The sequence below is a fragment of the Pseudonocardia nigra genome (assembly GCF_019396355.1).
In the GTDB taxonomy this organism is placed as follows: domain Bacteria; phylum Actinomycetota; class Actinomycetes; order Mycobacteriales; family Pseudonocardiaceae; genus Pseudonocardia; species Pseudonocardia nigra.
Map to the genome: position 1 here is coordinate 34,725 of NZ_JAHKRK010000040.1, position 12,510 is coordinate 47,234.

The 12,510-nt window shown below is 74.2% G+C and carries 12 protein-coding genes and 1 pseudogene; 11 read left to right on the forward strand and 2 right to left on the reverse strand.

The features are described from left to right. The first annotated feature begins 8 nt into the window (after nucleotides 1-8). From arfB to KME75_RS13085, 4 genes are all read left to right on the forward strand, one after another. Nucleotides 9-437 carry an alternative ribosome rescue aminoacyl-tRNA hydrolase ArfB gene (gene arfB / locus KME75_RS13070; RefSeq protein ID WP_219414886.1) on the forward strand — a complete coding sequence of 143 codons (429 nt, stop codon included), beginning with the start codon at nucleotides 9-11 and terminating at the stop codon, nucleotides 435-437. Between the two features lie 297 nt (nucleotides 438-734). Further along, complete coding sequence (gene nhaA / locus KME75_RS13075; RefSeq protein WP_308282735.1) at nucleotides 735-1,976, forward strand: Na+/H+ antiporter NhaA; 1,242 nt, start codon at nucleotides 735-737, stop codon at nucleotides 1,974-1,976. Between the two features lie 104 nt (nucleotides 1,977-2,080). Beyond that, the gene (locus tag KME75_RS13080; protein WP_219414887.1) at nucleotides 2,081-2,602 is read left to right on the forward strand and encodes a phage holin family protein; all 522 of its coding nucleotides are present in this window, start codon (nucleotides 2,081-2,083) and stop codon (nucleotides 2,600-2,602) included. A 4-nt stretch (nucleotides 2,603-2,606) separates the two neighbouring features. Continuing rightward, nucleotides 2,607-3,542, forward strand: coding sequence for an alpha/beta fold hydrolase (locus KME75_RS13085; RefSeq protein ID WP_219414888.1), 936 nt, complete (start codon nucleotides 2,607-2,609; stop codon nucleotides 3,540-3,542). Between the two features lie 144 nt (nucleotides 3,543-3,686). Here the strand turns inward: KME75_RS13085 and KME75_RS13090 are convergent, their stop codons facing one another. After that, entirely contained in the window at nucleotides 3,687-4,802 is a 1,116-nt protein-coding gene (locus KME75_RS13090; RefSeq protein WP_219414889.1) for a glycerophosphodiester phosphodiesterase, read from the reverse strand. 121 nt (nucleotides 4,803-4,923) lie between these two features. Here KME75_RS13090 and purD point away from each other — a divergent pair, with 121 nt between their 5' ends. The 5 genes and pseudogenes from purD to KME75_RS13115 all read left to right on the forward strand — a co-directional run. Next, the gene (purD, locus tag KME75_RS13095) at nucleotides 4,924-6,186 is read left to right on the forward strand and encodes a phosphoribosylamine--glycine ligase (RefSeq protein WP_219414890.1); all 1,263 of its coding nucleotides are present in this window, start codon (nucleotides 4,924-4,926) and stop codon (nucleotides 6,184-6,186) included. A gap of 292 nt (nucleotides 6,187-6,478) precedes the next feature. Next, nucleotides 6,479-7,465 (forward strand): hypothetical protein, encoded by a 987-nt coding sequence (locus KME75_RS13100; protein WP_219414891.1) that lies wholly within the window; start codon nucleotides 6,479-6,481, stop codon nucleotides 7,463-7,465. Between the two features lie 176 nt (nucleotides 7,466-7,641). Next, nucleotides 7,642-8,760: a pyridoxal phosphate-dependent aminotransferase gene (locus KME75_RS13105; RefSeq protein ID WP_219414904.1), complete on the forward strand. Its 1,119-nt coding sequence runs from the start codon at nucleotides 7,642-7,644 to the stop codon at nucleotides 8,758-8,760. 72 nt (nucleotides 8,761-8,832) lie between these two features. After that, the gene (locus tag KME75_RS13110; protein WP_219414892.1) at nucleotides 8,833-9,213 is read left to right on the forward strand and encodes a hypothetical protein; all 381 of its coding nucleotides are present in this window, start codon (nucleotides 8,833-8,835) and stop codon (nucleotides 9,211-9,213) included. A 42-nt stretch (nucleotides 9,214-9,255) separates the two neighbouring features. Next, a pseudogene (locus tag KME75_RS13115) lies at nucleotides 9,256-9,651 on the forward strand (DUF4097 family beta strand repeat-containing protein); the annotation flags it as partial. 63 nt (nucleotides 9,652-9,714) lie between these two features. Here KME75_RS13115 and KME75_RS13120 read toward each other — a convergent pair. Beyond that, a complete protein-coding gene (locus KME75_RS13120; RefSeq protein ID WP_219414894.1) occupies nucleotides 9,715-10,869 on the reverse strand; it encodes a threonine aldolase family protein in 1,155 nt (384 codons plus the stop codon). 142 nt (nucleotides 10,870-11,011) lie between these two features. Here KME75_RS13120 and KME75_RS13125 point away from each other — a divergent pair, with 142 nt between their 5' ends. Both KME75_RS13125 and KME75_RS13130 read left to right on the forward strand, forming a co-directional pair. After that, on the forward strand, nucleotides 11,012-11,542 hold the full coding sequence (locus KME75_RS13125) for a SigE family RNA polymerase sigma factor (RefSeq protein WP_308282736.1): 531 nt from the start codon (nucleotides 11,012-11,014) through the stop codon (nucleotides 11,540-11,542). Between the two features lie 12 nt (nucleotides 11,543-11,554). Then, nucleotides 11,555-12,379: a hypothetical protein gene (locus tag KME75_RS13130; RefSeq protein WP_219414896.1), complete on the forward strand. Its 825-nt coding sequence runs from the start codon at nucleotides 11,555-11,557 to the stop codon at nucleotides 12,377-12,379. Nucleotides 12,380-12,510 lie beyond the last annotated feature (131 nt).

Sequence of the window (12,510 nt, forward strand, 5' to 3'; positions counted from 1 at the left end):
CTGCAGGCGTGTCCGACGGCGATCTCCCCGTGCGCGGGCCGCTGGTGCTGCCCGGCCGTGAGCTGCACTGGCGGTTCTCGCGCGCGTCCGGGCCGGGTGGGCAGGGCGTCAACACCACCGACTCGCGAGTCGAGCTGTCGTTCGACCTGGCGCGGTCCCCGTCGGTTCCCGAGCATCTCCGTGAGCGGGCACTGACCCGTCTCGTGGACAGGTTGGTCGACGGGGTGCTCACCGTCGTCGCGTCCGAGCACCGCAGCCAGCTGCGCAACCGGGAGGCGGCCCGGGAACGGCTTGCCTTGGCGCTGCGCGAGGCGACCGCGGCCGACCCGCCGAAGCGGCGGCCCACGCGGCCGTCCGCGGGGGCGAAGCGCCGGCGCCTGGACGCGAAGACGCGGCGGGGGCAGGTCAAGCGGCTCCGCGCCCGGCCCGAGGACTGAGGGCGGGCCGCGCGGCTTCCCCCTCGGCCCTTGCCCCGGCTCGCGGGCGCACGACTCGCGGGTCCGAACCGCCCGACTCGCGGGCCCGTTCGGCCCGACTCACGCGGGTCGGGCGCGTCCCCTCCGCGACTCGGGGTCCGGATGCGGGCGAGTCCGGGTCGCGGCGCCTCGGGGGGAAGTGTGGCGGATCTCGCAAGGCCGGTGGCGGTCCGCGATCTGGGTTAGGGTCTCCGCGAGGTGCGCCGGGAAGTCTGGTCGGCAACGTCGTTGCCGACCCTGCGATCATCGGAGCCGCCCGTGAACGCTCGCCGCCTCACCACCCCCGTCAACGAGTTCGCGCGGTACCTGCGCACCGAGACCGTCGGCGGGATTGTCCTCCTCGTCGCCACGGCGATCGCCCTGATCTGGGCCAACTTGCCGTGGGCTGAGGCCTATCAGGCGATGCGGACGACGGTGGTCGGCCCGGCGGCGCTGCACCTCGACCTCACCCTCGCGGAGTGGGCGACCGACGGTCTGCTCGCCATCTTCTTCTTCGTCGTCGGGCTCGAGCTCAAGCGCGAGCTCGTGATCGGCGAGCTGTCCTCGAAGAGCCAGGCGCTGCTCCCGGTGGCCGCCGCGCTCGGCGGCATGATCGTCCCGGCCGGGCTCGCGCTCGCCGTCAGCTGGGGTTCGCCGGGCTTCGAGCAGGCGTGGGCGATCCCGGTGGCCACCGACATCGCGTTCGCCCTCGGCGTGCTGGCCCTCGCCGGGTCCGCGCTGCCGGTGGGCGCGCGGGTGTTCCTGCTGGGCCTCGCCGTGGCCGACGACCTCGGGGCGATCGTCGTCATCGCGGTGCTGTTCAGCTCCGGCCTCGACCTGCTCGCGCTCGGTGCCGTGGTGCTGGCCGCAGCGCTCTACTGGTGGCTGCAGCGCAAGCGGGTGCGGGCGTGGTGGATCTACGTGCCGCTCGGGGTGGCCACCTGGATCGCGGTGCACGAAGCCGGGATCCACGCGACGATCGCCGGCGTGCTGCTGGGACTCCTGACCCGGGTGCGCGCCGACCGCGGCGAGGAGTACGCGCCCGCACTCCGGCTGGAGCACCGGCTGCAGCCGTGGTCTGCCGGGCTGTGCGTCCCGGTGTTCGCGCTGTTCGCCGCGGGCGTCCCGATCGGTGCCGAGGCCCTGCGCGCCGTGGTGAACGAGCCGGTGGCGCTCGGCGTCGTCGTGGGCCTGCTCTTCGGCAAGATCGTCGGCATCTTCGGCTCGTCGTGGCTGGTGATCCGCCTGACGCCCGCGTCCCGCCCCCGCGGGTTGAGCTGGCGCGACCTCGCGGCCGTGTCGATGTTGGGCGGCGTCGGGTTCACCGTCAGCCTGCTCATCGCCGAGCTGTCGCTGGCCGACCAGGGCCCGCTGCTCGAGACGGCGAAGGCCGCCGTGCTGGTCGCCTCCGCCGCCGCGTCGATCATCGGTGCAGCCCTGCTCGTGCGGCGCGGCCGGGTGCACGCCGCCAATGGCGACGACGACACCCCGGACGACGACAGAAGCACCCCGTCGGGCTGACGCCGCGGCGCGCCCGGTGCTCCTGATCGGGCATCGGGGGGGCCGTCGTGGAAGGATGGCGACCCGATCATCGACACCCGAGCAGCTCGTGCAGGAGGACCGCGGTGGCCAGCCCGACCAGCTCCAGCGGCGCGGACGTTCCGCCCGTGCTGCCCTCGATCCCGCTCTCGCCGGAGCCGGCGAAGTCGGTGGGTGAGCAGTCGATCGGCGGTCTCGTCCGCGAGGCGACCGCCCACGTCTCCACCCTGGTGCGCGCCGAGGTCGAACTCGCGCGCCTCGAGATCACCAAGGAGGTGAAGAAGGGCCTGCAGGGCAGCCTCTTCTTCATCGTCGCGCTGGTGATCCTGCTGTTCAGCCTGTTCTTCGCGTTCTTCGCCCTCGGCGAGCTGCTGGCCATCTGGCTGCCGCGGTCGGCGGCGTTCGCGATCGTCTTCGGTGTGATGCTCCTCGCCGCCGGGCTCTTCGGGCTCCTCGGCTACCGGCGGGTCCGCAAGATCCGCAAGCCGGAGCGCACGATCGAGAGCCTGCGGGAGTCGGCGCAGGTGCTGTCGCACCGCGGCAGGCCCGACTCCGACGGCGTTCCGCCGCACCAGCTGAGTGGCGCACACCGCGGCACCACGCGCTGAGCACGTGCGCCCGGCCGGTCCGGACCCGTCGTCGGTCCGGTTGCCCGGGCCCTGGGTCCACCGCGCGCTCTCCGCGAACGGCATCCGGCTGCACGTCGCGGAGTGCGACGGTGGCGGTCCGCTCGTGGTGCTGCTGCACGGCTTCCCGGAGTTCTGGTGGGCGTGGCGGCACCAGCTCGATGCGCTCGCCGAGCGTGGTTACCGGGCAGTGGCGGTGGACCTGCGCGGTTACGGCGACTCCGACAAGCCCCCACGCGGGTACGACCTCTGGACGCTCGCCGGTGACGTCGCCGGGTTGATCCGGGCACTGGGCGAGCCGCGGGCGCACGTCGTCGGGCACGACTGGGGCGGCCTGGTCGCATGGACCGTCACCGCACTGCACCCGCGGCTGGTGCGCTCGCTCACCGCGATCGGCGCCCCGCACCCGTTGGCGCTGCGCAGCGCCATCGTGCGCGAGCCGCGCGGCCAGGGCCGGGCGACGGCGAGCTACGCGTCGGCGTTCCAGCTGCCCCGGTGGCCCGAGCGGACGCTGCGTGCCGACGACGGGGCGCGCGTCGAGGAGATCCTGCGCGGCTGGTCCGGGCCGGAGTGGACATCCTCCGACGACTTCGCCGACGCCGCGGACCGCTACCGCCGGGCCATCCAGGTGCCCGGCGTGGTGCACTGCGCCATGGAGTACTACCGCTGGGCGCTGCGGTCGCAGTTCCGCGCGGAGGGCCCGCGGTTCGCCGCCGCGGTGGCGCGCCGTCCGGTGGTGCCGGTGCTTCAGGTGCACGGCGCCGACGACCCGTGCGTGCTGGTGAGCACGGCCGCGGCCTCGGCGCGGTGGGCCGGTCCCGCCCACCGGATGCACGTCCTGCCCGCGACCTGCCACTTCCCGCACGAGGAACGCCCCGGGGAGACGACGGACCTGCTCACGGCCTTCCTCCGCCACGCCTGAGACGCCCGCGAGTCGCTCGTTCCGGACACGCGAGTCGCCGTCGTGGGGGCACGAATCGGGCGACTCGCCGGTCGGAATCGGGCGACTCGCGGGTCGGAATCGGGCGACTCGCGGGTTGAAAGCGGGCGACTCGCGGGGGACGGGCTACCGGGACGCGCGGGCGGCGACCGCGGTGTCCGGGTTGTCGCTGAACACGCCGTCGACGCCCGCGGCGAAGAAGGCCTCGTACTCGGCGAAGATGTCGCCGTAGGCCGTGTCATCGGCACCGCTGCGCAGGTCGGCGGGCAGGAACTCGTTCTCGTTGCGGAACGTGTACGGGTGCACGAGCAGGTCCTCGGCGTGCGCGTCGGCGACGAGCGAGGTGGGCTCGCCCAGGCTGCCGTCGGCCTCCCGGCCGATCACCAGGTTCTTGTCGGGCCCGATCCCGTCGGCGTAGGTCGCGATGTCGGCCAGGCCGGCGGGCGTCACGAGGTCGGCGTACGTGCGGGGGTCGCCGATCGCCTCGAGGTCGGCCGGGGCACCCGAGCCGCCCACCAGCTGCACGAGCGGCACGCGCAGCTCGTCGTTCAGCTTGCGCAGGTTGGTCGTCTCGAACGACTGGACGAACACCGGGGCGATCGGGCGGTTCAGGCCGGCGTCGGTGAGCGTGTCGACGAGCGCGGGCTCCAGCGGCTTGTCGATGGACGCGAAGTAGCTGGGGTGCTTCGTCTCCGGGTACACGCCGATCTCGCGGCCGAGCTCCTTCGACAGCCGTTCGCGCAGGTCGAGCACCTCCTCGAACGTCGGGACCTCGAAGCGGCCGTCGTAGATCGTGTTCTCCTGCCGGATGTCCGGGATGCGCTCGACCGCGCGCAGCGTCTTCAGCTCGGCGAGGGTGAAGTCCTCGGTGAACCAGCCGGTGTACTCGACGCCGTCGATCGTCTTGGTGGTGCGCCGATCGGCGAACTCCGGATGCTCGGCCACGTCGGTGGTGCCGCCGATCTCCGGCTCGTGCCGGGCCACCAGCACGCCGTCGGCCGTGGTGACCAGGTCGGGCTCGATGTAGTCGGCGCCCATGCGGGCGGCCAGCTCGTAGGAGGCCAGCGTGTGCTCCGGGCGGTAGCCGGACGCACCGCGGTGCCCGATCACGAGCACGCTCTCGTCGGCCTCGTGCTCCTGGGGGGCGGGGTCGGCGAGCGCCGGTGCGGCGGCCGCCGGTGCGGTGGCGAGGGCGATGGTGGTGAGAGCGGCCACGGCGAGCCCTCGGATGGGGGATGGCATGCGCGCACCTTTCCTCAGTCGAGCGACGGGACGGTCACCGGTGGTGTCGGGACCTGGTCCACATGGTGAACGACGGACGCGGAGTATGGGGTACTTCGGCCGGGATCTACGATCCTCGGTCGTGCGCGTCCTGGTCGTCGGATCCGGTGCTCGTGAGCACTCCATCGTCCTCGCCATGGCGCAGGACCCCGAGGTGACGGCGCTCGCGTGCGCCCCGGGCAACGCGGGCACGGCCGCCGTGGCCGAGCAGCGCGGCCTCGACGTCACCGATCCCGCGGCCGCGGCCGCGCTGGCCATCAGCTGGAAGGCCGACCTCGTCGTCGTCGGCCCCGAGGTGCCGCTCGTCGCGGGCGTCGCCGACGCGGTCCGCGCCGCCGGGGTGGCCTGCTTCGGCCCGAGCGCCGCGGCAGCCCGCATCGAGGGCTCCAAGAGCTTCGCCAAGGACGTGATGACGGCGGCCCGGGTGAACACCGCGACGTCGGAGATCGTGGACAACCCGGCCCACCTGGACGCCGCGCTCGCCCGGTTCACCCCGCCCTACGTCGTGAAGGACGACGGGCTGGCCGCGGGCAAGGGCGTGGTCGTCAGCGCCGACCTCGAGGTCGCCCGCGCGCACGCCCGCACCCTGCTCGACGACGGCCACCCCGTGCTGCTGGAGTCCTACCTCGACGGTCCCGAGGTGTCGTTGTTCTGCCTCGTGGACGGGGCCACCGTGGTGCCGCTGCTGCCCGCGCAGGACTTCAAACGCGTCGGCGACGGGGACAGCGGCCCCAACACCGGCGGGATGGGGGCCTACGCGCCGCTGCCGTGGGCCTCGCCGTCCCTGGCCGACGACCTCGTGCGCACGGTCGTGGCGCCGGTCGCGGAGGAGATGGTGCGCCGCGCCACGCCGTTCAGCGGACTGCTCTACGCCGGGCTGGCGCTGACGTCGGCCGGACCCGCCGTGATCGAGTTCAACTGCCGGTTCGGCGACCCCGAGACCCAGGTCGTGCTGGCGCTGCTGCGCACCCCGCTCGCCCGCCTGCTGCACGCCACGGCCACCGGGCGGCTCGCGGAGGAGCCTGCGCTGCAGTGGGCCGACGCGGCGGCCGTCACCGTGGTGGTGGCCGCCGAGGGCTACCCCGGGACACCGCGGCTCGGTGACGTCATCACGGGCGCGGACGGGGAGGGTGTGCTGCACGCAGGCACCCGGCGGCGCGACGACGGCGCGGTGGTGTCGGCGGGCGGCCGCGTGCTGTCGGTGGTGGGCACCGGGACCGACCTGACGGCGGCGCGCCAGGACGCCTACCGCAGGCTCGAGGGCGTGCACCTGGCCGGCTCGCACCACCGGACCGACATCGCGCTGCGCGCCGAGCGCGGCGAGATCACGGTGCCCGCGCCGTAGCCGGCATCCCACCTGAGAGTCGAGGTTACGATTCACCACCCGATCGGGTGACGCCAGTTTCGCTGGCTTGTGCTGTATGGGCGAAGAACGTCGAGCGTGATGCCTACTTTTGACCCTTTCGGCGCACGACACGCTCGCTCAGAGTGACTTGCCGCCCGCCGGAGGACACGGCAAGGTCACGCTGCCCGGGAGAGATCCACTGTGTCGTCGCTCCCCGTGAGGGCCGCTCTCGTGGGTCCGCCCGGGCGGAACGCATTCCGCTCGCTCCCCAGAGAACAACTTGAGGACACGCATGACGAAGAACGCACGTCCCCGGCACGCGGCTCCCAGCCGCGCCGGGCGCATCGCGGGTCGGGCCGCCGTCGGCGTCCTGGGCGCACCCATGGCCATGTTCGGTGTCGCCGGGCCCGCCGCAGCCGCGGAGATCGACCTGGGCGGCTCGCTGACTGATGACGACGGCACCCGCCAGGCGGGCGTCCACGTCGACACCCAGGAGGGCCTCTTCGGCCTCGGAGGGCTGGACGCGCTCGGTGCCGGTGGGTTGAACCTCGACGGCCTCGGCCTGGACGCCCCCGGCTCCGACGGCACCGAGTTCCAGGGCGTCGGCCTCGACCTGTTCGAGATGGGCGGGGAGGGCGCCGGGCTCGACGCGCTGCCGCTGGTCAGCGCGCTGCCCGGCCTGCCGTCGCTGGACGCGCTGTCCGCGCCGGAGCTTCCGGTCGTGGACTCGATGCCGGCGGTCGAGCAGCTGCCGATCGTGGACTCGCTGCCGGAGCTGTCGGTCGTCGACTCGCTGCCCGTGGTCGAGGAGCTCCCCGTCGTGGACACGCTGGGCGAGCTGCCCGTCCTGTCCGACCTGGGTGCCGGCAACCTCGACGAGGCCGTCGACCTGAACCTCGACGAGCTGCAGGTCCGTGACCTGCTCGGCATCGAGCTGCCCGGGCGCGACGGCGGCATCAGCCTCGACCTGCTGTCCGGCGCCGCGCACGACGAGGACGGCGAGGAGGTCCGCGCCGCGATCCACCTCGACCTGGAGCAGCTCGGTGACCTGGACCGGCTGGGTGACCTCGACCAGCTGGGCGGACTCGATCAGCTTGGTGGCCTGGACCGGCTCGGCGACCTCGACCTGCTCGGCGGCTCGGACGAGAGCGACTCGGACGACAGCGACTCCGACGACAGCGACTCCGACGAGGCCGCGGACGAGGAGGCCGCGAACGGCGAGCGCCGCTCGGGCCCGGACCTGTTCTCCGCCACGGACCTGGTCTCGAGCCTGCTCTGACGGTCCGACAGGAAAGCCACGTTCCTGACGCTGTATGACAGGAACGTGGCTTTCCTGCCACTTCCCGGGTGTACGCGGGCCGGGAGCGCGCTCCTAGGCTCGGGTCCGTGACGACGCATCCCACCACCCCGGGGCTCGCGGTCGCCCGCCGGGCCGCCATCCCCCCGTTCCACGTCATGGACGTCTGGGCCGCGGCGGGAGAGCGCCGGCGCACCCACGGCGACCTGGTCAACCTCTCGGCGGGCCAGCCGTCCACCCCGGCGCCGGCCGCGGTGCGCGCCGCCGCGACGGATGCCCTGGCCGGCGACGTCCTCGGCTACACGGAGGCGCTCGGCATCCCCGAGCTGCGGGCCGCGGTCGCCGGGCACTACGCCCGCACCTACGGCCTCGAGGTGCCCGCCGACCAGGTGGTTCTGACCACCGGCTCGTCGGGCGGGTTCCTGCTCGCGTTCCTGTCCGCGTTCGACGCGGGTGACCGGGTGGCGATGGCCCGTCCCGGCTATCCCTGCTACCGCAACATCCTCTCGGCACTGGGCTGCGAGGTCGTCGACCTGCCGTGCGGCCCGGAGACCCGGTACCAGCCCACCGTGGCGATGCTGGAGGCCCTCGACGAGCCCGTCCAGGGCCTGATCGTCGCGAGCCCGGCCAACCCGACCGGCACCGTGCTCGACCCGGTCGAGCTCGCCGCGCTGGCCGAGCACTGCGAACGCACCGGCGTGCAGCTGATCAGCGACGAGATCTACCACGGCATCTCCTACGACGGCGCACCGGCGACGTCGTCGGCGTGGAGCACCTCGCGCGAGGCGATCGTCGTCAACTCCTTCTCCAAGTACTTCTCGATGACCGGCTGGCGGCTGGGCTGGTTGCTGCTTCCCACCCGGCTGCTGCGGGCCGCGGACTGCCTCACCGGCAACTTCACGATCTGCCCTCCCACCCTCGCGCAGCGGGCGGCGCTCGGTGCGTTCGAGGAGGCCAGCTACACCGAGGCGGACGTCCACGTGGCGCGCTACGCCGTGAACCGCGGGCTCCTGCTCGACGGCCTCACCCGGATGGGCATCACCCGGCTCGCGCCGGCCGACGGCGCGTTCTACGTCTACGCCGACGTGTCGCACCTGACGACGGACTCGATGGACCTGACCTACCGGATGCTCGCCGAGACCGGCGTCGCCGTCGCCCCGGGCATCGACTTCGACCCCGTGGACGGGGGCCGGTGGATCCGGTTCTCCTGCGCGGGTGCCACCGAGGACGTCACCGAGGCGCTGCGGCGGCTGGAGGCCTGGTTGCCCTCGCAGTGACGGACCGGGCCGGCGGTACGGTCGCGACGGGCGGCGCGGGGACGGCGCGCAGGGGGAACCGGGGGAACGCACATGACCGAACCGACCGACCTCCGGCCCGGGCCGCCGAGCAGGGACAGGACACGGTCGCGCAGGCTGCCCATCGCGGTCGGCGGGCTGCTCGCCGTTGCGGCGCTCCTGGTCGGGGGCGTCGCCGTGGCCGCAGAGCTCGCTCCCCCCAGGCTGCAGGAGGAGACGCTCGTCCTCGACGCCCGGGAACCGCGGCTGACCGTCGACATCGGCAACGGCGACCTGTCGCTCGTCCAGGGCGACGGGGCCCGGGTGGAGATCCGGCGGACCGTCCGCGTCCAGGGGTGGGGCGAGCCGACGTTCAGCGAGGACTCCACCGGCGACGGGGTGACGATCGCGGCCGAGTGCTCCCGGTGGTGGGGCCTGAGCTGCGAGATCGACTAAGAGGTCCGCGTCCCGGACGGGTTCGCGCTCGACCTCACCACCAGCTCCGGTGACGTGCAGGCGAGCGGCGTGCGGGCCGGGTCGACCACGATCCGGGTGTCCAGCGGTGACGTCGAGCTGTCCGAGGTCGGCGGGCCGCTCGTCGTGGAGTCCAGCTCCGGGTCGATCACCGGTGCGGGCCTGGACAGTGCGGCGGTCGCCGCGACCGCGTCCTCCGGCGAGGTCACGCTCGACTTCGCCACGGCGCCGGACGAGGTCGACGTCGACGTCAGCAGCGGGGACGTGGAGCTGACTCTGCCGACCGGGGGCGGGCCGTACCGGCTGGACGTCGCGACGAGCTCGGGTGACCAGGAGATCGAGGTGCCGACCGACGCCGCGTCCGCCAGGACCGTCGCGGTCGAGGCCAGCAGTGGTGACGTGGCGGTCCGGGGCCGCTGACCCGCGCCGACGTCCACCCGGGTGGAGGCACAGCTCGCGGCCGTGCCCCCGAGCTGTGGAGGATCAGCGCCCGGCTGGACGCACTGGAGCGCGGCCGGCACGGATCCTGACCCCGCGGCCCGGCGTCGCCGCGGGCGCGGTGGGGCGCGACCCGTCCACCGGGCCGATCCGGTCGAGCGCTGCGGTGATGTCGGCGTCGGTCAGGTCCGCGTGCGTCATGAGCCGGACCTGTCCGGACATCGTGGATGCGCGCACCCCCGCGGCCTCGAAGCTCCGGATCGTGCCCTCGAGGTCGGCCACGGCCACCAGCACGATGTTGGTTTCCGGGACGGCAACCTGCCAGCCGCGCTCACGCAGGCCCGCGGCGAGGGTCCTGGCGCGCTCGTGGTCCTCGGTGAGGCGGTCCACCCGGTCCAGGGCGACGAGTCCCGCCGCGGCGAGCACGCCGCCCTGGCGCACACCGCCGCCGAGCATCTTGCGCAGGCGCCTGGCGTCCTGCGCGAACTCCGCCGAGCCCGCGACCACGGACCCGACCGGCGCGCCGAGCCCCTTGCTCAGGCAGACCTGCACGGTGTCGGAGCCGACGGTGAGCGCCCCGGGCGGCACGCCCAGCGCCACGGCGGCGTGCCAGAGCCGGGCGCCGTCGAGGTGCACCCGCAGCTTCGCGCCCCGGGCGGCGGCGACGACGGCCGCGTGCTCGTCGGGGGCGGTGACGGTGCCACCTGCGGCGTTGTGGGTGTTCTCCAGGCACAACAGGGTGGTGCGCAGGGTGTAGTACGGGCCGGCCGAACCCGCCGCCCGGCGCACGGCCGCCGGTGAGACCTTGCCGGGCCCGGCGTCGTGCTCCAGGGGTCGGGGCATCCCACCCGCGATCCACGCCGCGGTGCCGAGCTCGGCGTCGAGGACGTGCGCACCGGCGGGGGCGAGGAACGCGTCGCCCCGCTCGAGGTGGTGCATCAGCGCGATCAGGTTGCCCATCGAGCCGCTCGGCGTCCACACGGCGTCGGCCGCGCCGAGCAGCGCGGCGACCCGCTCCTCGAGCTCACGCATCGTGGGATCGCGGTCGAGGACGTCGTCGCCCACCTCCGCGGCTGCCATCGCCCCCCGCATCTGCTTGGTCGGACGGGTCACGGTGTCGGAGCGGAGGTCGATCGGGCCGTCGTGGGCCGTCGACCGCCCGACTCGCGATGTGGTGCGCACGGCATCCGATTCAACCATCCGCGACAGCATGGTCGCGCGAGGGTCACGGAAAGATCACGACGCTGGTCCGTTCGGGGGAAGCTCCGACGAGCCGTGCAACCGTGTCCCCGGTACCCGCGTCCTGTACGCGACCGACGCCGGGGAGGAGGGAACCCACCGCGTGCACGAGGCCAGCGAACGGTTCGTCCCGGACACCTTCGAGGAGTACTTCCGGGCGCGCCGCGACGCCGTGCGCCGCACGGCGTTCCTGCTGTGCGGCGACTGGCACCGCGCCGACGACCACGCGCAGGCCGCGTTCGTCGCGTTGCACCGGCACTGGCGCCGGATCCGCGACCGCGCCGCCCTCGACGCGTGGATGCGGCGCACGCTCGTGCGCGGCATCGTCGACGAGTCGCGGCGGCCGTGGCGCCGGGAGCGGGCGACGGCCGAGCTCCCGGAGGACGGCGCCGGCGTTCCGTCCGCGTCCGACTCGGTGGCGACGAGGCACGTGCTCGTGGACGGGCTGCGGTCGGTTCCCCCGCGCCAGCGGGCCGTCCTCGTCCTCCGGTTCCTCGAAGGGCTCGACGTCGCGGCCACGGCGGCGGCGCTGGGGTGCTCGGAGGGCACCGTGAAGAGCCAGACCTCGCACGGGCTGGCGGCACTGCGCGCCGTGCTCGGCGACGCGCTCGAGGACCTGCGACCGACGGGCTAGGAGGTGACACCGATGACGGACGTCGACGACGAGAAGCTGCGCGCGGTGTTCCGCGCCGCCGCCGCGGACGCGCCGCCGCCGGGGTTCGACCACGACGCGGTCGTGACGGCGTCCCGGCGCGTGACCGTGCGCCGCCGCTCCGCGGTCACGGCGGGCGCGGTCGCCCTGCTCGTGCTGGCCGGGGTCGGCACCGCGGTCTCCCTGCCCGGTGGAGGCGGTGGCGACGCCGCCTCGACGGTCGCAGCGCCGATGCGTGCCCCGGAGGCGGCATCGGAGCCTGCACCGGAGGTGGCCCCGGACGCACTGCGCGAAGCACAGCCCCCGCCGGCGGCCGCCGAACCGGCGCCCCAGGCGGCCGAGGCCCCTCCCGGCGCCGCGGAGGACCGCGCGGCCCCGCCGGAGGAGGGACCCGGTGAGGACCTCGGGAGCATCGAGCAGCCCGCGCCGCCGCCCGCGGTGCAGCCCTACGGCCAGGTGCCGCTCGGCCCGGGCACCGGGGAGTGCGCCGATCGGCACGACCCGGCGCTGCGGGCGCTCGTGGAGGAGGTGCTGCCCGAGGTGCGGGGGGCGCCGGAGGGGGCCACCACGATGGAGTGCCGGCCCGGTGGCGAGCGCGGCGTGAACGTCGAGATCCACGACGGGGAGTCGGTCGGACTGCTGAGCGTTCGGTACCTGCCGCCGGGCACGGCCGTGGAGATCCCGCCCGACGCCGCTGCCGCGCCCACGGCGTCGGAGGGCACCGTGATCGTCAGCTCGCACGCGACGGAGCCGGGCGAGCCCGCCCCGTTCGAGGACAGGCTGGACGACGCCGCCGCCTACCTGGCCCCCCGCCTGTGACCCTGCTAGTGGCTCGACACGCAGTGTCGACCAGGTAATTGATCTCGCAGGTCAAGCCCGGGAGGCTGCCCGCACGTCGAGTGCGGGAGGTGGTTGTGGCTCGCAGACCGAGCGTGTTCGTGCGGCCGTTG